The 25,047-nt window shown below is 42.6% G+C and carries 17 protein-coding genes; 8 read left to right on the top strand and 9 right to left on the bottom strand.

From position 1 onward, the window contains the following. Positions 1-113: 113 nt before the first annotated feature. Positions 114-2,276, top strand: coding sequence for an alpha/beta fold hydrolase (locus Q1Q15_RS13615; RefSeq protein WP_300460842.1), 2,163 nt, complete (start codon positions 114-116; stop codon positions 2,274-2,276). An 81-nt stretch (positions 2,277-2,357) separates the two neighbouring features. On the opposite strand, the gene Q1Q15_RS13610 is transcribed toward Q1Q15_RS13615, so the two are convergent. Both Q1Q15_RS13610 and fusA read right to left on the bottom strand, forming a co-directional pair. Further along, positions 2,358-3,050, bottom strand: a complete 693-nt coding sequence (locus tag Q1Q15_RS13610; RefSeq protein ID WP_300460839.1) for a hypothetical protein — start codon at positions 3,048-3,050, stop codon at positions 2,358-2,360. A gap of 29 nt (positions 3,051-3,079) precedes the next feature. Continuing rightward, positions 3,080-5,158, bottom strand: a complete 2,079-nt coding sequence (gene fusA, locus Q1Q15_RS13605; protein ID WP_300460836.1) for an elongation factor G — start codon at positions 5,156-5,158, stop codon at positions 3,080-3,082. A 297-nt stretch (positions 5,159-5,455) separates the two neighbouring features. Between fusA and rsmG the strand changes: the two genes are divergently transcribed. The 4 genes from rsmG to Q1Q15_RS13585 all read left to right on the top strand — a co-directional run bounded on the left by rsmG (position 5,456) and on the right by Q1Q15_RS13585 (position 10,822). Continuing rightward, complete coding sequence (gene rsmG, locus Q1Q15_RS13600; RefSeq protein WP_300460834.1) at positions 5,456-6,022, top strand: 16S rRNA (guanine(527)-N(7))-methyltransferase RsmG; 567 nt, start codon at positions 5,456-5,458, stop codon at positions 6,020-6,022. A gap of 143 nt (positions 6,023-6,165) precedes the next feature. Further along, positions 6,166-6,603 carry a FecR domain-containing protein gene (locus tag Q1Q15_RS13595; RefSeq protein ID WP_300460832.1) on the top strand — a complete coding sequence of 146 codons (438 nt, stop codon included), beginning with the start codon at positions 6,166-6,168 and terminating at the stop codon, positions 6,601-6,603. A 12-nt stretch (positions 6,604-6,615) separates the two neighbouring features. After that, the gene (locus tag Q1Q15_RS13590; protein WP_300460829.1) at positions 6,616-7,206 is read left to right on the top strand and encodes an OmpA family protein; all 591 of its coding nucleotides are present in this window, start codon (positions 6,616-6,618) and stop codon (positions 7,204-7,206) included. A 13-nt stretch (positions 7,207-7,219) separates the two neighbouring features. Continuing rightward, entirely contained in the window at positions 7,220-10,822 is a 3,603-nt protein-coding gene (locus Q1Q15_RS13585) for a CHASE2 domain-containing protein (RefSeq protein ID WP_363320975.1), read from the top strand. 112 nt (positions 10,823-10,934) lie between these two features. On the opposite strand, the gene Q1Q15_RS13580 is transcribed toward Q1Q15_RS13585, so the two are convergent. Further along, a complete protein-coding gene (locus tag Q1Q15_RS13580) occupies positions 10,935-12,023 on the bottom strand; it encodes a (Fe-S)-binding protein (RefSeq protein ID WP_300460826.1) in 1,089 nt (362 codons plus the stop codon). 177 nt (positions 12,024-12,200) lie between these two features. Here Q1Q15_RS13580 and Q1Q15_RS13575 point away from each other — a divergent pair, with 177 nt between their 5' ends. Both Q1Q15_RS13575 and Q1Q15_RS13570 read left to right on the top strand, forming a co-directional pair. Further along, positions 12,201-12,680 carry a YbhB/YbcL family Raf kinase inhibitor-like protein gene (locus tag Q1Q15_RS13575; protein ID WP_300460824.1) on the top strand — a complete coding sequence of 160 codons (480 nt, stop codon included), beginning with the start codon at positions 12,201-12,203 and terminating at the stop codon, positions 12,678-12,680. Positions 12,681-12,882: 202 nt separating this feature from the next. Continuing rightward, on the top strand, positions 12,883-14,352 hold the full coding sequence (locus Q1Q15_RS13570; protein WP_300460821.1) for a hypothetical protein: 1,470 nt from the start codon (positions 12,883-12,885) through the stop codon (positions 14,350-14,352). On the opposite strand, the gene Q1Q15_RS13565 is transcribed toward Q1Q15_RS13570, so the two are convergent. From Q1Q15_RS13565 to Q1Q15_RS13550, 4 genes are all read right to left on the bottom strand, one after another. Continuing rightward, positions 14,339-16,942, bottom strand: coding sequence for a hypothetical protein (locus tag Q1Q15_RS13565; protein WP_300460818.1), 2,604 nt, complete (start codon positions 16,940-16,942; stop codon positions 14,339-14,341). The two genes, Q1Q15_RS13570 and Q1Q15_RS13565, sit on opposite strands and share 14 nt — an antisense overlap. A 173-nt stretch (positions 16,943-17,115) precedes the next feature. Then, complete coding sequence (locus Q1Q15_RS13560; RefSeq protein ID WP_300461027.1) at positions 17,116-18,234, bottom strand: ISAs1 family transposase; 1,119 nt, start codon at positions 18,232-18,234, stop codon at positions 17,116-17,118. A gap of 321 nt (positions 18,235-18,555) precedes the next feature. After that, entirely contained in the window at positions 18,556-19,041 is a 486-nt protein-coding gene (locus Q1Q15_RS13555) for a cyclic nucleotide-binding domain-containing protein (RefSeq protein WP_300460816.1), read from the bottom strand. A 234-nt stretch (positions 19,042-19,275) separates the two neighbouring features. Then, positions 19,276-20,379 (bottom strand): NAD(P)-binding domain-containing protein, encoded by a 1,104-nt coding sequence (locus Q1Q15_RS13550; RefSeq protein WP_300460813.1) that lies wholly within the window; start codon positions 20,377-20,379, stop codon positions 19,276-19,278. Positions 20,380-20,647: 268 nt separating this feature from the next. Here Q1Q15_RS13550 and Q1Q15_RS13545 point away from each other — a divergent pair, with 268 nt between their 5' ends. Then, positions 20,648-22,315, top strand: coding sequence for an FAD-binding protein (locus Q1Q15_RS13545; protein ID WP_300460810.1), 1,668 nt, complete (start codon positions 20,648-20,650; stop codon positions 22,313-22,315). A gap of 41 nt (positions 22,316-22,356) precedes the next feature. Here Q1Q15_RS13545 and Q1Q15_RS13540 read toward each other — a convergent pair whose 3' ends face one another. Together Q1Q15_RS13540 and Q1Q15_RS13535 are read right to left on the bottom strand one after the other, a co-directional pair. Next, entirely contained in the window at positions 22,357-23,469 is a 1,113-nt protein-coding gene (locus Q1Q15_RS13540; protein WP_300460807.1) for a PrpF domain-containing protein, read from the bottom strand. 263 nt (positions 23,470-23,732) lie between these two features. Further along, on the bottom strand, positions 23,733-24,572 hold the full coding sequence (locus Q1Q15_RS13535) for an adenylate/guanylate cyclase domain-containing protein (RefSeq protein ID WP_300460804.1): 840 nt from the start codon (positions 24,570-24,572) through the stop codon (positions 23,733-23,735). Positions 24,573-25,047 lie beyond the last annotated feature (475 nt).

Raw genomic sequence — 25,047 nt, 5'->3', positions numbered from 1 at the left:
TTGACAAAGCCTTCTTGTTAAGTATTATTTCTACCAGGTCAATGGGTATATACACGTCTGTTGATTATATAATAATTACGATAGATAAACAATGTTGTTTTAAAGGTTTGGTCATGAACAGATTTGCTTTTGCATTATCCAGTTATACGCTTAAAACTTTTTCCGGTTTTTCAAAAGCCCATATTAAAATATCAGGAAAAAAGAATATCCCGGAGGGGTCTGTTATCTTTACCGCCAACCATTTCACACGAATAGAAACGATTTTCCTTCCCTATCACATTCATAACATCACCAAAAAAGAGATCTGGTCCCTTGCTGCCGAAGAATTGTTCAATGTGCCGGTTTTACAAGACGTCTTAAAGAACCTGGGAGGCGTGTCAACAAGAGATCCAAACAGGGATGACCTCATTTTAAAAACCTTATTGTCAGGAGATGTTCAGTGGATCATTTTTCCCGAAGGCATGATGGTGAAAAATAAAAAACTTGTAAAAAAAGATCAGTTTGTCCTGATGGATGATCAGGTCGTCAGACGGCCCCACACCGGTGCCGCCATCGTGGCATTGCGGTGTGAATTTTACCGGGAACGACTCCGGCGCCTGAAAGAGATGGGGGTGCCTGAGTTTGAACGGCTGGTTCAACATCTTGAAATCAAACATATTGACCAGGCCCTTGCCCGGGAAACCAGTATTGTTCCGGTGAACATTACCTATTATCCGGCGAGTCCAAAGGAAAATGTGTTAAGCAAAATGGCCCAGATCGTCATGAAAGAACCGTCAAAAAGGGTCATGGATGAGTTAATGACGGAAGGCAGCATGCTGTTTTCCAATGTAAATATTAATATTCGATTTGGTGATCCCATTAACATAAAGGGATATCTGAAGGATGCGTATCTTGAAAGCATGCTGTCGGTAAAGCGGAGAATTAACTTTGATACGGATATCAGTTCCAAACAAATTACAAAAGCGCTTTCCATTACCATCATGGAAAAGTATATGTCTGCTGTATATGCCATGACAAGTTTAAATTATGATCATGTTCTGGCATGTATTCTCAAGCATTTTCCTTACAGGCGGGAAGGAATTGATATCTATGAATTTAAATGTAAGGTCTATATTGCCATTTCATGGCTGGTGTCCAATAAAACCTGTTTTGTATCAGATAACTTTCATGAAAACCAGATCCATCTGTTAACCGATGATCGGTACCATCGATTTGCAGACTTTTTTACCCTTGCGCAAGACACAGGGGTCATTGAAATAAAAGAGAACAAACTCATCAAAGACCAGACCAAGTTTGTTACCCCATCTGATTTCCATACCATCCGGATGGAAAATCCCATTCTTGTCATGGCCAATGAAGTTGAACCGGTTAGCGGGGTCGAGGATTTTTTAAAACAAGTGGCCCAAACATCCCGGGAAGACATCATCAGCCGTGTAAAGGACCTGATTGTTGAAAAAATGGACAAGGCGTTTGTGCAGGATTATACCGACCACTATATTGAAGGGGAATCAAAGGAAAAAAGAATCGGAAGGCCCTTGTTACTCGAGCAGGACAATGACATAGCCGGCATCTTACTCATCCATGGATATATGGCGGCTCCGGAAGAGATGAAAGCCTTTGCACACTACCTGCATGACAAATCGTTCACGGTGTATGTCCCCCGGCTCAAAGGGCATGGGACATCGCCTGAAGATCTTGCCCAAACAAGGTTTGAACAATGGATAGAATCAGTGGAAGAGGCGTTTGTGGTCCTCCGGCACTCGTGTAAAAAAGTCATTGTGGGGGGATTTTCTACCGGTGCAGGCCTTGCTTTGGAACTGTCCACCCGCATGGATGATATCGCAGCTGTTTTTGCTGTTGCCCCTCCCATGAGACTCAAGGACCTGGGCGCTTATTTCGTCCCTGCCATTGATACATGGAATGCCATGATAAAAAAAATTCATCTGGATACCATTGCAAAAGAATTTGTTGAGAATCATCCTGAAAACCCCCATATCAATTATACCCGGAACCCGGTTGCCGGCATCCATCAGCTGGAAAAACTCATGGAATATCTTGAACCGAAATTGAAAACCATCCATAAGCCGACCCTGGTGGTTCAATCCAGAAAAGATCCAGTGGTAAATCCCAAAGGGACCCTTAAATTATTTGAAGGATTAGGACCGGATATTAAAGAGTATTTTATTTTTGATTATGACCGTCACGGGATTTTAATAGGGGAGGGGGTCATAAGAGTTTATAAGGCCATTGAGCAATTTATCGAACAATGGGTTTGATGATTGGTCTTGCCCAGAGGGCATATAAAAAAAGGCTGCCATAAAAACAGGATATGACAGCCTTTTTATTTTTAGGGACGTTTATTTAACTATGGTCATAGTGGCGGGATCCAGTCGGTTCCTTTGATGGGTTCGATTGCTGTCTTTTAAGATAACGGCCTCTATTTTATCTTCCACCGGCTGGAGAAATACCGCTTTTTCAAACCGGTCTTTATAGGTTTCCAGCTGGATTGGGAATCCATCTTCACAAAGGTCTTCTTCCCGGTGACTCCTCATGGAGAACCAGGTGAAAATGGAAAATTCCTGGTTCAGTTGTTCAAGTTCATCAAGAACCGTTGAAAGATTGTTATCAAAATTCAATCCATCGATAATCATGAGGGAGGGCAGGGCAAGATTTGCTTTTTTAAAGCTTTTAAGATAATCCTTGATCTTCTCGGTATCAAAGGTGGCTTCCGTATAGCTGATGCCCACTTTATTGAGGTTGATATCTTCCCATAACCTGACCGCTTTCTGGGGATCGACATACCCGATACTGTCCACAAGGTTGGTGTAGCCGTCACTATATCTTAAATTTATTTTTTCTATGGAGTCATCAAGACTGATGTGAAGTATTTTTTCATCACTTAAAAGTTGTGTGAGTGCAATTTGCACGAGAAAACTGGTCTTTCCGACACCGGCTCGTGAAAGGACGGCTCCGAACCTGCCATCCTTTACATTTTCAATCCCAATGGTTTTTGAAACCGGGCTTTTATGAATGAGATCTGTTTTTAACATGTTTCCTCTCTCTTTATATAAAGGTCTTATTATTTTGCTTTTTCTTCTTGTTTTTTTCTGGCAATTTCTTCGGCAACAGATTGCGGGACCTGTTTGTAGGTGGAAAATTCCATCGTAAACTGCGCCTTTCCCTGGGTTGCAGATCTGAGCACAGTCGAAAAGCCGAACATGTCGGATAAGGGAACCTGGGATTCAACAACAGACATGACACCTTCTTCCTGGGACCCCTGGATAATGCCGCGCCTCTGGTTGATCAGACCCATACAGGAGCCCTGGAACTCATTGGGAGTTTCAATGACAACCTTCATGATGGGTTCTTTGATAACCGGCTTTGCTTTGGCATAGGCTTCAAGAAATCCTCCCCTTGCCGCGGATTTGAACGCCATATCAGAAGAATCCACCGCATGGTAGGCACCATCTTCCAGGGTGACTTTAATACCGGTGACAGGGAACTCAAGTTTGGGGCCTTTATCCATGCACGCTTTAAATCCCTGTTCACATGCTGAAATATATTGTGTGGGGATTCGACCACCGGTAACCTTGTTTACAAATTCAAATTCTTCTTCACACGGTTCCAGGAACCCGGCCACGCGACCGTATTGTCCTGAACCACCGGTCTGTTTTTTGTGGATATAGTTAAATAGGCCTTTCCGGGTGATGGTTTCGCGATAGGCAACCCTTGGCTGACCCGTTGACACTTCTGCATCGTATTCTCTTTTCATTCTTTCAACATAGACTTCAAGGTGTAGTTCACCCATGCCCTGGATAATGGTATCACCGGTTTCATGATCCACATAGGTTTTGAATGTCGGGTCTTCCTTGGTGAACCGGTTTAATGCCTTTGACATGTTGATCTGGGCCTTATTGTCCTTGGGCACAATGGAAAGAGAGATTACCGGTTCCATAATGTGCATGGCAATCAGGGTATAATTGATTGTTGGCGAGACAAAAGTATCACCGGACGCACAATCAATGCCAAACATGGCACCGATATGGCCGGCAGGTATGGCCTCGACTTCTTCCATCTGAGACGAATGCATCCGGATCAGACGACCGGCCTTGAATTTTTTGCCGTCCCTTGAATTTATCAGTGTATCCCCTTTATTAATACAGCCTTGATAAACCCGGATATAGGTCAGCTGACCATATTGCCCGTCTTCCAATTTAAACGCAAGTGCGACAGTGGGTTTGTCAAAACGACTTTCCAGGATAACGCTTTCTTCATTATTATCCATATCAAGGGCTTCATTTTCAATATCAAGGGGCGAGGGAAGATAGTTGATTACAGCATTCAAAAGGGGTTGAACCGCCTTGTTTTTATACGCAGACCCTAGAAACACGGGGGTCATCTGTCGTGTAATGGTTCCGGTTCGGACGGCCGTCATGATCAATTCTTCAGTGATCTCTTTTTCTTCCAGAATGGCATCGGTGAGGTCTTCTGAAAAAAGAGAGACCGCATCAATCATTTCTTCCCGGGCGGTTTGGGCATCCGCCATCATCTGCTCGGGAATATCTTTGATCACCATTCGTTCCCCATGTTCCCCTTCAAAATAATTGGCTTTCATGGTAACAAGGTCAATGATGCCTTCATGGTTATCTTCAAGTCCAATGGGAAGCTGCAGCATAACGGAATTATGGCCCAGCTTATCTTTCAGTTGTGAACTCACTTTAACGGGGTTTGCACCGGATCGGTCACATTTGTTTACAAAGGCAATGCAGGGAACCTTATACCGTTTCATCTGCTGATCAACCGTAATGGATTGGGACTGTACCCCGGATACGGAGCATAGAACCAGAACAACCCCATCTAGAACCCGCAAAGACCGCTCAACTTCAACCGTAAAGTCAACGTGGCCCGGGGTATCGATAATATTGATGTTATGTTTGTCCCATTCGCAATAGGTGGCAGCCGAAGCAATGGTAATGCCCCGTTCTCTCTCAAGTTCCATGGAGTCCATGATAGCACCGACGCCATCTTTACCCCTGACTTCATTGATCTTATGAATTCTGTCTGTGTAAAAAAGAATTCTTTCCGTCAGTGTGGTTTTACCGGAATCAATATGGGCACTGATTCCAATATTTCTTACTTTTTCTAGATCTCTGATCATTTTAAAATCATCCTTATGAATATAAACTTTGCCGTTGTACAATTTAAGAATGCAATTGTTACCAAGGGCCTTCCCGTATTTTTATATTGCTAAATTATTACGATTTTGTTAGTGTGAGTCCGAACTTAAACTTAGCTCATGAAAGCGGTTATAATATATTTAAACTACTAAATTGTCAAGTTAAAATTATAAATTTTGCATATTTTATTAGAAAAATTCATTCAAGAATTTAACCATCACCTAAATAACGGCTCAAACGCCCTGAACATGAAGGTGTCAGAAGATCAGGCCGAACAAATGATGCTGCATGCAAAAGAGCTGATGGCCTGGAACAAAAAAATAAACCTTACGGCCATTAAAGCACCATTGCCGGTGGCAGAAAAACATTTTATTGATTCCATTGCAGCGGCATCTTTTCTTGAAAATGAGCAGTTCCTCATGGACATAGGTTCTGGTGGCGGGTTCCCTGGAATCCCCATAAAAATTATGAACCCTTCATTAACTGTTGTTCTGGTGGATTCCTCCCGGAAAAAAGTGAATTTTCTCAAGCATGTGATACGGTTGTTACACCTGAAAAATATTGAGGCCATCCATTCCAGGGTTGAGGATCTTCAAAAAAATGAACCCTATACAAATAAATTTGATGCAGTCGTATCCCGGGCCTTTACTGAGCTTTCAGGTTTTGTTGACCTGGCAGACCCTTTTTTAAGTAAAACAGGTAAGATTTATGCCATGAAGGGAAACCATGCCGACCAGGAGATTACCCCGGGCATATTAAAACGGTACCACATAGAGACGGTTCATTACCAGCTGCCCTTTGAAAAATCTCATCGGTATGTGATTAAATTATCCAGGAAATCCTGATCCCCTTTTTTATATGTCCCCCCGTAAAAGGCATTGGCACATGGCGCAATTGGAAAATCATCATCAGAAAAATCTTCTTGACACAAATAAAATGGCAGAATAAGTGTTTTAATACTGGTTTTAAAAAAATCAAGGAGTCGTCAATGAAAACGATTATTCAATTTTTAATTGTAGCCTTGTTGATGTTTTCTGCTGATGTGTGGGCCCAGCAGCACGCAGGTCTATTAAAAAGTGTATCCGGTGACGTCACAATCCAAAGAGGTGACACTCTTATAAAGGCGCATCAAGGTATGCAACTCATGAGCAGTGATATTATCATCTCAAAGGCCAAAGGATATACCGGTATTATCTTCATCGACGGAACTACTATCGCAATTGGGCCGGATACCCAATTCAATATTAACAGCTATCAGTTTGAGCCCGGTGTTGGAGAATATGCTTTTTCAATGTATCTGAAAAAAGGGTCTGCCATCTATAATTCAGGAAAAATAGGAAAGCTTTCTCCAGAGTCTGTTAATTTTTCCACACCAAGGGCATCCGTGGGAATCAGAGGAACACGATTTATCATAGATGTTGAATAACGGGAGGGTGCAATGATTCGATATATCTGCATTTCATTATGTTTGATCGTTCTTTGTTCATGTGGTTCAAAAACAAGGGTGATTCTTTTACCGGATGAAGCTGGCAAAACAGGCAGCCTGGTTGTAAAAAACCAATCTTCTTCAACAACGCTCAATGAACCCTATACACTTACAAACATCAGTGATGACAAATCAATTATTTCCGTTAAACTCATTCACCCAAATAAAGTAGAAGACAAATACCGGTTGCTCTTAGATGCTGAGCCTGCAAAACCCGTTTATTTTATACTCTTTTTTGAGCATGATTCTATCCAACTGACACAAGAATCACTGGCGCTTATCCCCCAAATTTTACGAACCGCAAAAGATCGAGAACCTTCAGAAATAAGTATCATTGGCCACACTGATTCTATGGGATCTTCAGCGTATAATTATAAATTATCAGTACAACGCGCAAAAATAGTGGCAAAAATTTTAAGAGAATCAGATACAGCGCTTAAAACGCTTTATGTCGAATCCCATGGTGAAAATGATCCTCTGATTGTAACGAAAGATGATGTGTCTGAAAAGAAAAACAGAAGAGTTGAAATAATGATAAGATAATATTGAGATATCTTTGAAAACACATTTCAAAATTGATCGTCAATCAAAAATAGCCAATTTGCTTATTCTAATAACGGTACTGCTCATCACCCTGGCTGTTGGCTCTGGATCATATTCCAATCATTCCTTCTTTAGAAAGTTAGACCATTTTTTTTATGACCAGTTCATGAAAACCTTCGCCGCCAAAGAGATATCAGATAACATTACAATAATAGATATTGATGAAACAAGCCTTTCAGCAATCGGGCAGTGGCCGTGGCCACGCTACAGACTGGCCAATCTTGTTAAAACAATTCATGAAATGCAACCCCGGGCAATGGGGCTTGATATTTTTTTACCTGAACCGGACCGTACGTCATTAAAAAATATTAAAAAACTGTTTCAAACCGATTTTGATTTAAATATAGGATTCACAGGCGTACCCTCATCTTTAAACGACAACGATGGCTATCTGGGCCATATTTTAAAAAAAAGCGAGGTTGTCGGTGCAAGATATTTTTATTTTGATCATTTCAACAAAAAAGAAGACTGCAAATTCAAGCCGTTTAACATCCTAGATCGTTCCGGGTTACTTTCTTTGAACAAAGCAACCGGCGTGTTGTGCAATACCTTTCAAATCGAAAATTCACTTGAATTCATCGGATTTACGAACAACCAGTATGATGAAGATGGTATCTTACGTAAGGCGCTTTTATTGCTTGAATTTAAGGGGGACATCTATACGAGCCTCTCTTTTTCAACTTTCCTGAAAGCACATCGAATAAATCAAGCTCAGATTTTAAACAATTATTATGGCTTATACATTAAGGCAGGCAAGTATAACATCCCTATTACAAAAGATGGGTTTGTTCGAATACGATTCAATGGTCCGAGCAGGGCTCATAATTTTATATCTGCTTTGGATATTTTTAATAACAATTATTCACCATCGGATATCCAGGATAAAATTATTCTCATCGGCTCTTCTGCGGTTGGGTTAAATGATATTCACCATACAATTTATGATCCGCAGTTTCCAGGTGTTGAAATCCAAGCAGTGATCATCGACAATATCCTTAAAAGCCAGCAGATTATACAACCCATCTGGGAAAAGATATTCATTTTCGGCGGTTGCATGGTCACAGGCATTTTTATGGCATTCCTGTTCTTTCATTCATCCGGTCCGACATCCCTTTTTTTGGGTACAATTGCCTGGATTTGTATCCTCTTTATTTTAAGTATCGTCTCCTATATGAAGTTGTTAATATTTATCTCTCCCGGTCTGCCTGGCTTAATTGCCATCTGTCTTTTCTCTTTTTTTTCTTTTGTCCGATTTTCCTTTGCGAGAAGAGCCTCAGTCCGCTGGTTAAAAGAACTTGAGGCCAGTAAAAAAGCACTCCAAAAAGCCATGAAAAATCTCCAGACCGCCCAGGTAACCAACGGGGTCTACTGGATCCAGATACCGGAAGCAGGACTGAATATTTTGTGTGGATGCCCCGGGGAAGTCGTAAAGCATTTGATGATTAAAGGATATATAGCAACGGTGTGCCAGGGGGATACGTTTTTTGAAACCGGCCCCAATGCCATCCTTTTGTCTGATGTATTGATCCAGAATGGCGGGTTTTCCAATCTTTCTGAATTCCCGGTGTTACAAATGCTTTACAGGCAGGGGTTCATCATCCCCAACCACCCCAATAACACCGGAGAGAAACCTATTTTAATCGGATCCAGAGAACAGGTGAACTCCCAGAAGCAATATATTTTTCGGGGTAATTTTGGTCTGGCAACAAAGCAGGAGATCCTTGAAACAGGTATTAGCCAGGCGTTAGCCGATGAAATGATGCGATGGAAAAATAAATTCAGGTTTGGAATAGAACCTTCCATTGAGGATCTTATTGATTCCGTCATTGTGGAAAAAGAACCTGTAGAAATAAAAAACAAGGTGTTTGTCCGCCGGAATGGGCTCAATATCTATGAATTTTCATACAAAGGCAGAACCACCCAGATCAATTTGAATCTTGATTCAAACGATCCCTATACCTCTCCCTATTCACTGGGATATCATAAGATTAAACGGGAAGACTTTGCAGTAATTCACTCGGGTGAGGGGGATGGGTGGAACACATCCAAGCCCAGTATGGGAAGTATTCTGACCTTTCAAGGGGGTATTTATCTGATTGATGCCCCCCCAAACATTATTTACATACTGAGGTCTCTGGGAATTGATATCAGTGAAATTATTGGTATCTTCCATACCCACGCCCATGACGACCACTTTGCCAGTCTGCCGTTTCTTTTACAATCAGATCACCGGATTAAATATTTTGCAACCCCGCTGGTCAGGGCATCTGTCAGTAAAAAATTTTCAGCCCTCCTGTCGCTGGATGAAGCGACCTTGTCCAGATTTTTTGATTTCCATGACCTTGATTTTAATCAGTGGAATAATTGTGACGGGCTGGAAGTCAAACCGATTTTTTCCCCCCACCCGGTGGAGACCAATATCTTTATTTTCAGGGCGCTTGGGAATGCCGGCTATAAGACCTATGCGCATTATGCCGATATTATTTCCCTTGATCTGTTGTATGAAATGGTTGGAGATGATCCGAACAGTATCAGCCTGGATACCTACAATCATATCAAAGAGGCATATCTCATACCGTCAACCTTGAAAAAGATTGATATCGGTGGGGGTATGATCCATGGGCAGGCCATGGATTTCAAACACGATACGTCAGAAAAAATAATATTGGCACACACGGAAAAAGAATTAACAGATGAACAAAAGGAAATCGGATCAGAATCGAGTTTCGGCCAGTGCGATGTCCTGATCCCTGGTAGCAGGGACTATTTGAAAAGCTATGCTGCCCAATACTTTGAATCGTTTTTCCCCTTTCTTGATACAACAGATTTTAACATGCTTTTGAACACACCGGTTATTGATTTTAACCCGGGCTCCATGATTCTGAAAAAAGGGAATTTCCCCGCGCATCTATACCTTGTTTTGACTGGCACTGTTGAATACATTGATTCTGGTTCGGGCATTAAAAACAATCTTTCCAACGGTTCTTTTATCGGTGAATTCAATTTGTTTCAAGCGAGACCGTCTCCAGGCGTATACAGGACCCTTTCCCATGTTGCCACGCTTTGTTTTTCCTTTGATTTTTTCCGTAGCTTTCTGGAAAAAAATCATATTTCCGAATTGACCAAAAAAATGTTTGAAAGGATTGATTTTTTAAAGTCAACCTGGCTTTTTGGAGAAGAAAGTTCCTACGCCGTTCAATATAAAATTGCCCAGACCATGAAGGCCATGGAACTGGATGAAAACTGTCTTGTTTTTGAGCAGCAATTTTCAGGTCTCTATTTAATAAAAAGTGGAGAAATTCAGGTTAGAGACCATGAGGATTTCCTTTTGGAAACCCTGAAGTCAGGCGCTTTTTTTGGGGAGAATCATTTTTTTGAGCCGGAGAAAACCGGCTTACACTTTGTGACATCTGAACCCAGCCAGCTCTATGCGGTGAATGATCCCGGATTACTGGAGATACCAATTGTCCATTGGAAATTGCTAGAGATATATGAAAAACGCAGGAAAAAAATGGAATGGATGAACCCGAATATCGTAAAAAATAATCCGGTATAGTCGTCCGGTTTTGTGGTTTACACGTCACCTGAGAAGCCGTTTGAGGACCCGCACCCACGATTCTGCAGACGCAAGGAGGTCACTTGGACCTCCTCCAATCCGAGTTTCTTCATTACGTCAAAGCATCAAGAACGATACGTGTGAAATATATAATCTCTTTTTCAAGATTTCTTTTTTTCGACGCATAACTCAAATTAAACGTACAAAACGGACATGAGGTTGCAATCGTTTTTGTGCTGATTGAGTTTAAAAGTGATTCCGCAATGTCAATGGAGAGTTCAGGGAATACAGACCGTATACCTGCTCCTGCACCACAGCAGATGGCATTTTCTCTGTTTTTTTCTGCCTCTTGTAATGTTGAACCGCACATCTTTAAAAGCGCTCTGGGTTCTTCTGTTATTTTTTCACCCCGTGCAAGACGGCATGGGTCCTGATAAGTGATTGCCTGTTCGACTCGATTTAAAAGCTCAGGCCGTTGTTTCAAAAGCGCATAAATAATTTCAACGACATGGGAAACTTTAAAGTCCATCCTACCAAGCAGATCAGGATAAAAATATTTAAAGCATTTTAGACAGCCATTACATGGCACAACAATATGCTTTATTCCAAGGTTGGAAAATTTTTCTACATTTTTTTCAAAATATTTTTTTGCAAGATCTGTTCTTCCAGATTCATAAAGATAGGTATAACAACACCCTTCTTCTTCTAATATCATAAAATCAAAATCAAGCTTTTTTAATACATGATAGGTTGCATGTGCCGCATCCTTTACAAGATATGCGGGAATACAGCCAAGATATAAAAGCGTATCAGATTTTTTCTGGACAAATTCTTCATCAAGCCAATCAAGTCTCTTCCCCGGATCACCGCCAACCGAATTATCCTTTTTTTGGATGCCTTTAATTATCTTTTCATGTTTTTCCAGAGGACCGATACCCTTTTTTGCAAAAGTGGCTCTTGCTTCATGAACAAGTCTGGTAATTTTTATTTCTTCAGGGCAAACGGATTCGCACTGCATGCATTTAGGACAATTGTAAATACTTTCTTTTCTGGTGTCATCTATTTCTTTGTTGTAAAAAATCATTTCAGCAGTTTTAAGCCGATTCATTGCAGAGAATAACGGTTCCCCGGTGATTTTAAAAACAGGACAAACTTCATCACAGGCCCCACATTCAGTACATTTGTCAAATTGATCTTTCATTGGTCACCTCTTTGTTTTGCGATATTATTTTCCTTTCTAAATCCAGGAATCCATTATATGGTAGAAATCAAAAGAAGGAAAAGTAAAAACATAACTGGAGATAAAAATAACTCTGGAAATGTCGTTTTTTTGAAAAAAACGACACCATCATTAAAAAAATAAAAAAGGAGACAAATTATGGGCTTTGCACCATCTGCAATGCAGTTAAAAAGCGATGTATTTGAGCAAGACGGTTTAATTCCGTCCAAATTCACAGGTGAAGGCGCGGACATATCACCTTCATTATCATGGACCGATCCACCCCAGGATGCAAAGGCTTTTGCGGTCATCTGTCATGATCCGGATGCGCCTCTTGTAACCAGTGACGGCACCTATGGATTTGTACACTGGGTGTTATACAATATCCCTGGGAATATCACCCGCCTGGACGAAGATACCAAACAGTATACCAGCGGCAGGAACGACGCTGGACAAATGGGATATAATGGTCCCATGCCCCCCAATGGACATGGGGTTCACAATTATTATTTCTGGGTCCTGGCACTCAAAGAGCCGGTTGAACTTGAAGCGGGACTGACACTATGGCAGCTTTTAAAAAAAATCGAACCCCAGCTCATTGGAATGAATCGACTGGTCGGTCGGTATAAGAGAGATTAGGACCGCAGAGGAAATCAGTTGAGCAGAAACATCCGAGTGTTTCAATTCATAAGCCTTAATGGACGGGGTCAGGCTTTTTTATGGTGCGTTTTATCACTATTTCATGACCAAATGAATAAAAAGTGCCCTAAAGAATGCCTGACCCCATGAAAAAATGGCCAACACCGAAAGTTGAGTGATTATAAAGGATATCAAAATAAAGATGCCTGACACCCGGCTCCGAGAATATAATCCGTTGATTAATGGATTCAGTGATGCCCAGGGACCAATGGATATTTCCTTAAATGAGGCAAAAGATCGATTTGGCCAGTTCCCGAGCATTTACGGAATTGTTTCTGAAAAAAAAAGCGAACAAAATCAAAAACGGCAGGAAAACAAAGTCCTGAATCTTAAAATCGGATATTTTATAAAGGATCTTCTTGAAAGAAAAAAAATAAACCTGAAAGGAGAAGTTCATCAGTTTTTCAACACCTGGCACAGGGATCTGGAAAACGAGTTTGGAATCTGCACGGCGCCTTTTTTCAACATCCATGATACCCGTTTGTTAAAAGGGCTGATACGGAAAAATAAAGCCATTATTGACCAGTTTTCTAACGCTGATATTCGACAACACCTATCAGATAGCGGTTTGATCAGAAAAGATATCTTAAATTCCATTCACCCTGATGTTTTCTTGAAAAAAACCGCCCTGATTTTACAAAGAAAGATTAAATCATCCGTTGGTAAAGGCACTCAGCAGATACAAAAAGTCCTGAATGATATCAACTGCCATGCCACTATGATGGCGATTAAACAACTTACAGGAGAGCAATTATTATCATTGAGTGAAGAGATGATCCAGGGATTTACCGATGAAATCTGTTCTTATCTGCTTGAACTCAACACATTTAACCCTTTAAAACAAATCAAGGGATTAAAGGCAAGAAAAGGAAGCGGGATTGAATTTGAATATGCCACAAGGGATGAATCTTTTTTGAAATTGGGAAAAATAACCAGCGATTGTACGGCAGATAAACGGGGTTTCCAGTCGGATATCAATATTGAGAATATATTCTGGACAGTTTTTTCATGGATACTGGACCGGAATTATCAAATATTAAAGGTATATTTTAATAATGAATTTGTAATGAAAGTTCACCTGTTACCCCTTTTTGTTTCAGCGTCAGGATGTCTTGAATTTCAGAGTATCACTCCCGGTCGCTCGGATTATATTATTCTGGCGGTGGATGCCATTGAAACGACGGTGGCCTTCCGAGGCCAATTAGAAGGGACAGAAAACAATTACCTGGACAGATACAGGGATGAAATTTTTTCAAAAACCATGGACTGTATAACCGGCCTGGCAGATAATATGAACATCAATGATATTTATGCTGAAAAATTTTCCAATACGCCGTGGGTCAGGGAGAAGCTCAATGTCTATCCTGAAATTTTTCTCCATGTGGATCATATGATTAAGATTGATCAACTTGAAGACGTTTATTATCTGGCTAAAAAGTTAAGCGCGCGTCATGGATACGATATGTCCGAAGAGGTTTTTATGGAGATTCAGATGAAAAACACCTTTTTACAGCCCGGTTATATTAATAAGGCACCAAGAGTGAAATCTTTCGGGTTGATCCGCGGAAATGCCCGTGACGGAATACCGATGAAGCAAATTATCGGGGTATAAGGGATCTTGTCCTGGATTTTTTTGATGTTTCCATTCTACGGCCGATCATCTCATCCTGATCCGAGTTCAAATATCCCAGGGTTTCTATCCTGGATATGCGGACATTGGTGCCGTATATGATCCCCCTTTTAATCCTTATATTCTCAAAATTCTCTTTAATCCAATCTTTTACTGCTTCAAGGTATTTCATATGTTTCTGTTTCAAGATCAAAGACGGATTTATTGCGATGCCGGCAAAATAATTCATGGTCAAATAGCCAATGATAAATTGCGGCCAATAGGACTCAGCGATAAATTTCAGATTTTGCATCTGGGATGTATCCCCTCCGGCAATAATGGCGCATAATAAATCAATATTGGCATATTTTCTATACTCTGACCGTGCTTCTTCAAACCATCCCTCTCTCTCATAGGACTTCAGCATTTCAAGTCGGGCCACCAGAGGATACACACCGATGATATAGTTTTCCGTTGATCCGGTAATCACTTCAAAAGCACGTTTGGAAAAATAGATTTCACCGCCTTTAAAATTCAACGCCAGGTGTGCTTTGGCGCATTCAATATAAATTTGATACAATTCTTTAAAATATAATTGTCTATCACTGTAATGATCGGGCAGATCAGAATATTTCAGAAAATGCCCGCATAATTGAATATAGTTTTCATATAAATTGTAATAATCCCGTTCTCGTGGATTCCTCAATTCTTCGGCTGGATAGCACTTTAATGATTTTTTGTAATTTTCAAGGGCGGCAACCATACTGATATCAAAATCATCATTACCTGATTTGAATTCCTCCTGCCCTTCCCACCTGCAACTGTTGCCAAGATACTGATATAGGGTCCGCATAATCAGTGCCAGTTCCGGCACGCTTTTTACAATATAGTTGAACATCCGGTCATCCAGGTTTCCCACAAGGCCTAATTGTGTTTCCATGTAAACACTCAGCAGAAAATTTTGTTGATTCACATCAGATGTTTTACGGCCCAACGCCTGTAAATTATAATCTTCTTTGGTGAGCATTCTCAGAAGGTTTCTGTATATTTCATAAATATGGAACAATTTCTTTGTCTTCACAAGTTGGGAAGGGGGGTGATCTTTTAACTCAAGATTCCTGCCGGCATCCTGCAACTGCTTTTGGGCGTCATTAAATGCACCAAATTCGATCAACGCCTTGGCAAAAAAAAATTGTTTTTCCTGAATATACCCGGGCATCCTTTTGGAAACTTCATGACTTGAAAAAGAAAGTGTTGTACTGCAGGTGACTTTTAACACCTTAATATCACCGGACAAACCGATATGGAGGACAGACAAGGTAACACTGGAATAATCATCCTTAAACTCAGGGGCATCCATGCCTTTTAACCAGAAATTACAATTTTTGACCGCCACAACCCACATCCCCCCGTCACAACCCGGCACCAATACTTTATCTGTAAATTGTTCACTCCATTTCATGAACTCACTTTCGCCGGAAACATCCACATCATCCGCGACAATTCCATATCGACGCATTTCTCCCCTGTCTATCATCGTGGGGGAGTTTTCCCCATATAGATCCGGCCATTTCTGTCGGTTATTTCGGCGGTCCCGTAGTCTTTCCCGTGATACAAATCGAAATTTTGCCTCCCCTTTGCCAAACGCTTTGATCACAAAGGATATCTGGGCGTAACTGATGGACCTGTCTGCCCCCACAAGAAGATGGGCACCGCCTTCCATCAATTTAAAAATTGCCATAAACATATCACTGACAATCAAGACATTTCCATTTTCAAAATATCCGTTTTCATTGACTTCTTTAAAAATTCTTTTGTGATCCCTGGTTTTCACAATGATGCCTTGCTCTTTTAAAATATCCAGAAGCCTTTTCCGGGGATCATCCTTATGGCTGATATGGCATTCTCTTGATGGGATAATCACCTTTATTTCGTCCGGTTGTTTGTTTAATTCCCGGGCAAATGACCGGATAAAATATCTATCCAGTTTTAAATCATCATAAACCGGCAACGGGTCAAAGGATTCTCTGATGATACATCCATTAAATAAAACTTCGTCCGGTATCTTTCTCAAACCGTCTTTTTCAGTGGCACAGATTGCTGACATCACAGAGGCACTGTCTGCATTGATATGGTCTACTCCGGCAAGTGCATTTATGGCGATATTTATTTCTTTTTGCCCTTTCCCTAAAACGGTTCCTTCGGGCAACACCCCGGCAATGCCGCCATATTGTTTCCTTGCCCAGGTGATGCTTGATCTTGTTCGCTCAGAGAGCACCTTATCCATTGCAAGATTTAAAAACACCCCTTTGGCCATCTTTGTGGACATATTGACCAGAACAGGATTTCTGTTGGTCGAAACAAACTTATGCGTTGCAACAACGGTTTGAATGACATAATGAAATAAACGGGGGAGAATCTCTGATTCAATTTCTCCGGGAACATTGCGGGGATGGGACAGCCGATTGGCAACCCGCAAACCGGTTATATCGCCAAAAAATGGTGTGATTTTTTTAGAAAAATTTTTGCGGATGTTATCAAATTGTTTTTGTTCCCAGTCCAAATACCGATCTCCATTGGCCTTCTCAGGCATATCTTTTTCCAATTGTTTCCAATATTGCCAGGCGTGCCCGAGCAATTCACGGGTGAACCAGCTAACTTTAACACGGATCTATACGCTTGCCAAGATGCTTGAAATAATGGGGCAGGGCTAACGCATGTAAACATTCTGAAGTGCCGATCGTTTCAGCTATAAATTTTTATCACTCACGGTTCAAACACGACATCAGACAAATATTTCGTATCCATAGCAGCATTCAACCTTTTTGTTTTAACACTCCCTTTAAACGTTTTATTATTCCGTAATAAATTTAAGGCAATGTGTCGTATAGCAGCAAAATTTTCCGGCGCTGATCCTTTCCTTACCCGGCTTTCATCTTCCCTGAATGCAATATCCAAAACCCAGTGTACTGAGTTCTCAATCCCCCAATGGGCTCTAACCGCATTGCCAAATTTTTTAGCATCACATTTAAGGCTCGATATATAATACCGCTTATCGTGGCTGACTTCACCCTGAACATTACGGGTGCTTTCCACCATACCAAGGCATTGCAGTCCGGGCCAATTAGCTTTATCCTGTAACCACCCAATATCAGGGGTTATTACATATTTGCGTGTCTCAATCCGGCCATGATCCCCATCAACCGTTTCATACTCATCAAAATGAAATCCTTCCAATTTCATTTTTTCCATTTCGTTAAAAAATAATACTGTATCACCATAAAGAGTTTTATGATTTTCTTTCAGGGCGAGGATATAGTCCGCATCCTTATTTATGATTGTCTTGGCAATCTTTTTTTGTGTGCCCATGGCATCTATTGTGATGATACATCCTGATATATCAAGAAGCTTTAACAGATTGGGAATGGCGGTAATTTCATTTGATTTCTCCCTGGTCTTCAATTGACCCAGTACCACTTGATTGGATGAAGCCCAGGCACTGATCATATGAATGGCCTTTTTGTCATTTGAGCGATCATGAGAGCGCCTCAGGGTTTTACCATCAATCGCAACTACTTGGCCTTTTGTCCGTTCTGTTACAGATTCAATCCAACGTTTAAAACTGTTTTGAAATTCATTGGGGTTCATTCGTTCAAAAATCCTACCAAATGTATCATGAGATGGTATCCCATGCGGTAGTTCCAAAAATGTTGAAAGCCAGTTCTTACGCTTTTTACCAAAATTTTCTATTTGTTCATACGTATCTGCCCCGGCTACCACTCCACAAATTGCGATGATAATGATATCGATTAGTTTATGAAGCTTATTATGACGTCGCTGGTCCTCTATTTTTTCAAAAAACGATGTTATCGATTTGTCTTGCATTGGCAACTCCTTGTTTTTGCTGCTAATACTTACAATAAAAATAACGAAAAGTCTAGACAAAAATATCTTTAATAATATCAATTACTTATGTTTTTTTTACATGCGATTGCCCTGAATAATGGGGGGGAGGGGGATTTGAAGTGCTAAAACCACGGGGTATAAATGTTGAACTCAACTGATTTTTCGGTCTTCAGCGTTAATGGACGGGGTCAGGCTTTTTTATGGTGCTTTTTACCATGACCAGACGGGTAAACCGTGCCATGAAAAAAGCCTGACCCAAGGCATAAATGGCCAACCAGTTGAGTGATGAATACAACCCTTTTATTGCCTGGGAAAGGATGTCATTGCTTTCAGGGTCTGAACCACCCCGTAAAGGTTTCTTGAAGCATCCCTGTACCGGTTGAAATAAATTCTGGTAAATTTTTTCATCAACCAAAATCCCATTTCAGGATCTTCTTCGCATAACACCTTGAGTTTTTGCGCATCCATTACCAGGATCCTGCAGTCTTCAAGACAAACCGCTGTCAGCGTGTATTTTTGTGGTACCATGAAAGATGCAGCCCCAAACAGGTCACCACTTGAACGGACCTCAAAGGAGATGCCCACATTGTCTCCGGATTCAAATTTTCTCATACCCACCAATCCCTGGTCCACGATGAAAAGATGGGTTGCTTCATCACCGCTTTCATAAATATAATCGTTTTTTTTATAGGACCTCATTTCCGATATTTCAGTAATCAACATCTTTTTTTCATCGGAAAGCCCTCTGAACACCTTATATTTTACCAAGTCATTTACCGTTACCATCGCTATCTCCTTTCTTATCGTAATCCCTGCTTCTCTGTTATTGTTAAATAGCAAGAAATGCGCCAGGATCTCTTTGTGCTGCAGAACAATCAATTTTTACAATTGAGAATAGATTAAGTGCCTAAAAAACAAATCGTTACGATAGGTTCAAAAAGAATAGTCAAATTTTTTAGTATTGGCTGAAAATAAAAAGGGTATCCCTCATGTATGATTTTTTTACAAAGTGATAAGTTTTCAGTCCTGTTGTATTTTATTCATCACTTTTTTTGCATCCAGAACGGCGGTGTAAATCAAGTTTGAGTGTTTTTTTTCCTTGATCATTCTGTCAGAACCAATTTCCATGTAGGACGGGCTGATGGCGCCACCAATGGCATAAATGCCGTTCATATTTGTTTCAAGGTGGCGGGAGAGCATGAGCAGCCGTTCCCCTTCCTTGGCAATTTTACATATGGCACCGGTGCAGGTGATCTGCTGGAGATTCAGGGCATCAAATATGGCAGAAGGCCCGTGGGTACCGATGCAGGCAATGACGTTTTTCATGGGAAAGCTCATGCCCTGGTACATGTACAAATCATTGCCCATGCTTGAGGAGGTGGTCTGGTGGATATAGAGTCTGTCAATCCCATCTGCACCAACCTCACCGATTTTGGGTATGGCTTTTTGAAGAATTTTAATATGCCCGCCCAAAAGGACTTCTTCTCCCAAATCCCGTGCTGTATCTTTGTTGATTTCAAAGGTCTCTTTAATATGCGCCCAGAAAACTGAGGTTGCATCATCCTTTGCCTCTCGTTTGATTTTAGAAAGAGAGGACACCACATCTGCAGCTGCATTGCCGCCGCCAATGACCAGAACATTTATGCCGATATAATCTTCACCATTTTCAATATTCCTGGCAACGGTTTTGGCTTCGCCGTAAATCCCCAGGTCATTGGGGATGTTACTGCCAAAGGCAAGGATAACATTTCGGGTCAGATAAGATCCTTTATCGGTTTTAACAATATAATCCGGAAAAGTGCCATCAATGGATTTGAATTCCTCATTAAAATGAATCTGAAGGTCATTTTCAGACACAACGGCCTGGGCCTGCTCAATATATTTTTCAACCGGAATTTTTTCTTCCGGTGGTTTGATTTCAAGCACTGGGAAAGGGTCTGGATAACTTTTCGGTATCGTCGGGTAGACTTTTTTCCCTTTGGGATAGGTGTCGATGATGCCCTGCATAGTCTGGCTTCCCTTTTCCAGGATAACAAATGATTTTTTCTGTTGTTTTGCTAATAAAGCAGCAGAAAGACCTCCCGGGCCCGATCCGACAATGACCATATCAAGTTTTGCAGGCATGATATACAACTCCTTAAATAAAATTCATTGGGTATGATTATTAGGATCGGAATTTGGTTTTTGTCAAGCAGAATATACAGAAAGCCAGACCTAAAGCATTAAAAATCATCTGCTGAATAAAATTTTTATAGACCATAGACTCGTTGAAGACGCTACTAAAAGGTGCTATTATTTGACCTGTTATTAGATCAAAAATTACGGGATATTGACAGAATTGGAATTGTCAGGGTTTGGCCTAATGAAAATTTGCTGAAAGAACACCATTAATATGAATGAAAAAACCTTAACCACGGATGTATTGGTTATCGGTGCCGGTGGTGCTGGTTTACGCGCTGCCATAGCCGCCAGGAACAAAAATGTGGACGTTCTCGTGGTTTCAAAGGGCCTTTTCCCCGAGGGGTGCAACACCCATGCTGCCGGCGGTGTCATGCTGGCCCCATTGAACAGTGAGGACTCACCGGAAAAATATTTTAAGGACACCATGACTGCCGGCGGCGGAATGAATTATCCCGGGCTGGTGAAGATATTAACGGACAATGCCGCACAAAGGGCTCTGGATCTCGAGCAATACGGCATCGACTATGCCAGGGATAAAGGAAAAATCCGGGTCTGGCCCACCCCCGACGGCACGGTCCCCCGTGCTCTTCCGGGAGGCCAGCCTTATTCCGGGGACTGGTTTAAATGCCTGGTGGATGAAGTGGCCCGGCTCAACATACCGGTTTTAGATCAATTTGTTGTCATGGATTTGATAAAGGACCACAAATCCCTTGCCGGCGCTGTCGGTTTTGAAAAAGAGACAGACACATTTGTCACTGTTTTATCCAAAAGCATTGTTCTGGCCACTGGCGGGGCAGGAAGCATATACGCGTTCACTTCAAATGATCCGGGTATCACAGGAGATGGCCTGGGAATGGCCTATCGAGCCGGGGCGGCGCTGTCCCATCTGGAATTTGTGCAGATGCGCCAATGCATCATCCATCCGGAGGGCCTCAAGGGGATGCTGCCGCCATTTGACGGTTTCGTGGCAACGGGGGGAAGATTTTATAACGGAATCCATGAGCGCTACATGAAGCGCTATCATCCGGACAGGTCGGAAGCCGTGACCCGGGCGGAAATGGCAACATGCGCCCAGCTTGAAATCATGGCCGGAAAACACGGCCCCCACGGCGGCGTCTATGGTGATCTTTCCGATGTTCCCCCGGACACCCTGATGTCGACAAAAAAATTCATGACTGCCTGCCGTAAGGCCAATTTTGATCCTGCTTTCCAAAGCTATGAATGGGCGCCGGCATCCCATTATTGCATGGGGGGGGTTGTGATCAGTGAATCCTGCGAAACCAGTGTGCCAGGGCTTTTTGCGGCAGGTGAGGTGGTGGCCGGTATTCAGGGTGCCAACCGGATGGGGGGAAATGCCTTGACTGAAACCCAGGTGTTTGGGGCCATTGCCGGTAAAACCGCTGCCGACCGATCGCGTGTCGTCAAAAAATCATCTCCCGGTTCCCAGACAGCGGACAGGGCTAAACAACGGATTTCCACCCTATTGAAAAAGGACAGCGGCTCTGATCACGAGGCGGTCCGGGTAACGATCAATGAGATCATGAGCCAGCATGTGGGGGTTATTCGAAACGAAGGCGGACTTGGCAAGGCTGAAGCAGTTCTTGAAAAAATAGAAACCGGACAGATCCATGACCTGTGCCTGACCCGGGACCGGTCGCTTAACAGCATGTCAAGGCTGCTGGAAGTGGAACACCTGCTGACCCTGGCGCGGCTTATGGCACGGGCGGCACGGATTCGAACCGAATCCCGGGGTACACACCAGCGCCAGGATTTTCCAGGAACAGACAAGGCCTGGGAAAAACATCTCGTGTTTCAGATCAACAACATTGGTCCGGCTTTGGTGCCCGTGGCACAGGGTTTACCCATGAGCGATACCTGAACCTTGCAGTTTTTATTTGCAACGGCCATTTTCCCACCTTTTTACAGGTAAACACTGCCGTCCATGATACGGCGTGCCGTAAGGAAAACTTCGGCGGTTTCCAGTTCAAATTCTTTGTCCTTAAGCCGTCCGCCCACCCTCATGGGCAGCAGGCCCGAGAAGTGACCGATGACGACGTCATGCCCTGACCCCTTGTCATTGCAGACGCATTCATGGGCAATGGTTCCGGGAATTCCGGCTGCAGCCCCCGTTGCAATGGCCCCTGTAACAGGGTAGGCCTTGTGCATCATGCCTGCTGCATACACCTTGGCCATGATATCAAAGGTCTGAGCCGAAACAAGCTCGCCAGACACATACGTATTATAATCCATGGGCGGGCATACCAGGGCCAACATGGGCAGAAGCGGGCTTCTTCCAGCCAGACCGGCCAACTGGGCGACCCTGAGCCGTATGGCCTCCATCCTGTTGATCAGGTCTTTATCACCGTCATGTTTTTCCGGGGACTCACTGCCGTCAAGGCCCAGGTCCCGTGCCCGTACAAATGCCACAACCGTTGAGACATCCACAACAGACACCTCGATCTTCCCCACTCCATCCACGGATATTAAATCCATGGGATGGCCCGTTGGCAGAAGGCGGCCCGTGATCAAGCCTGCTGTATCTGAAAAATCAATGGAGATTTTTGAACCCGTACCGGGTACACCATCCATCTGATAATCCCCATGGTAAACTGCCCTGCCATTTTCTACCGCAACGGTGGCACCCAGGTATCGCTGGACAGAGGGGCACCACATTCTCACATGAGTGAAGGGTTCAACACACTCTACAAGCCCTTCATCAACGGCAAACGACGCAACAGCAGCCGTCAAATTACCGCACAGGGTATTAAAATCCACCGTAGGCTTGGTGATTCCCACCTGGCCGAAGGTATAGTCTATGTCTGCATCAGGGCGGCTTGGCAGGCCGACAATGACCGATTTTGAGCTCAAGATATCCGCTCCGCCCAGTCCGTCAACCTGGCGCTTGTCCGGACTTCCCATCACCCGGAGGATTGTCCGGGTTCTTTGCTCAATATCCCTGGGCAGGTCGTTTTCATGAAAAAAAACCCCCTTGCTTGTACCACCCCGCATGATAACACATCGTAATCTCGTCACGGGGATGTCCTTTTAAAAGCAAAATGTTTCAGCCGGGTCGTTTTTTCCATTGATTCTCCTTCACCATCGGTTTTACCGGACCTGTTTGCCGGGAGTGAACAGGGGTAATTTTTTTTGCGCCACATCTCCTGTTTGAAATTTTGTACACGCTGGGCGAACTAAAATCAATTTATTTGTTGGTTGCTTTTTCCGTACCTTGCTATATCCTTTCCAGGACCGGTTAAAACAATACAGGATCATTTTAAATCCTGTATCAGGATTTATTATCTGCCTGATCGGTTTGTATAAGATTTCCTAAGCCAGTGCAGATATAAAAAGAGGCCCCAGCCCAGGGCTGGCCAGTAAAACCAGATACTGCCATGGTAGGTGAGAATATTAATAATGAATAAAAATCCTATCACACCCAGGTAAGCTTTTAAATGAAACATAAAGCGCTGTTTCGATTTGAGGCGTTTCATCTGTTTTTTTGCCTGGGGATCTTGTTCCTGCATTTTAAAAAGACTGGAGACCTTTTTAATTTTTCGGCTGGCTTTGGTCATACCCGTTTTTAATACTTTTGAAGTATGGGTTTCCGGCCAGATATTGACCTTATATGCCCGAACTGGTTTGGTAATGTTTTTAGCAAATTTTTCTCCCAGGTATTCGTACCCAAACGGCAATTTATCTTCTATTTGATCAAAAGCGGTTCGAGATATACAAATGCCACCTGGATCAGCCATTCCCTCAAGTCTAGCTGCGATGTTGACACCATCTCCATAGATATGATCATTTTCTACAATCACATCACCAAGATTGATTCCAATCCGGAATTCCATTTTTCGTTTATCCCGTAACGTATCGTTTTTGACCTTTAGCTCTTTCTGGATGGAAACCGCTCCCTGCACTGCATCAACCACACTGGCAAATTCCGCAAGAACATTATCACCAGGAGAATCCACTACTCGGCCATGGTGCTGGTGGATCAGGGTAGCCATCAACTCACGGTAGATTTTGAGTGTCTGAACGGTTGCAAGTTCGTCATCTCTCATAAGAAGGCTGTATCCCTTGACATCAGCACTGAGGATAGCTGCGAGCTTTCTTGTAACGTTTTGTTCTGTGGTCATTTAATCATCTCACTGCTCAGATTGAGGGTTTGACATATGGGCTCTTTGATGCAACTCAGAAGACGAACTGAAAGACAGGCAAGATTGAGTCATTATTTATTTTCGAGTCCCTTAACATAATTTGACAAGTAAAAAGGACAGAATGGATCGGAATTTAGAATTTAAAGCGATTGCAATATCAAATCAGGGTATGCCTTAGTTTTCAAAACTATACAAACTGCTTGCTGATGGGTCAAGAGATTATTTGCATGATTTTCCATATAAACCCACATGCTGGCCTGCCGACACAACGAATAACGAAAATGGAATTATGCCGCCCCGGACGGGGGATCGGATCGGCCCCGGACCGTCAGCGGCCCATTTGCCCTACCGGTCTAAAGCGCAGGAACTGCGGGCAGGTGTGTCCTCAAACAGCCTGCGCTTCTTAACGCCCGGCAGGGCAAATGGGCTGATCGCCTTTGGGTCCGAACGGGCC

Source organism: Desulfobacula sp. (genome assembly GCF_030145145.1).
GTDB lineage: Bacteria > Desulfobacterota > Desulfobacteria > Desulfobacterales > Desulfobacteraceae > Desulfobacula.
This window is presented reverse-complemented; position numbering and strand designations above follow the sequence as displayed.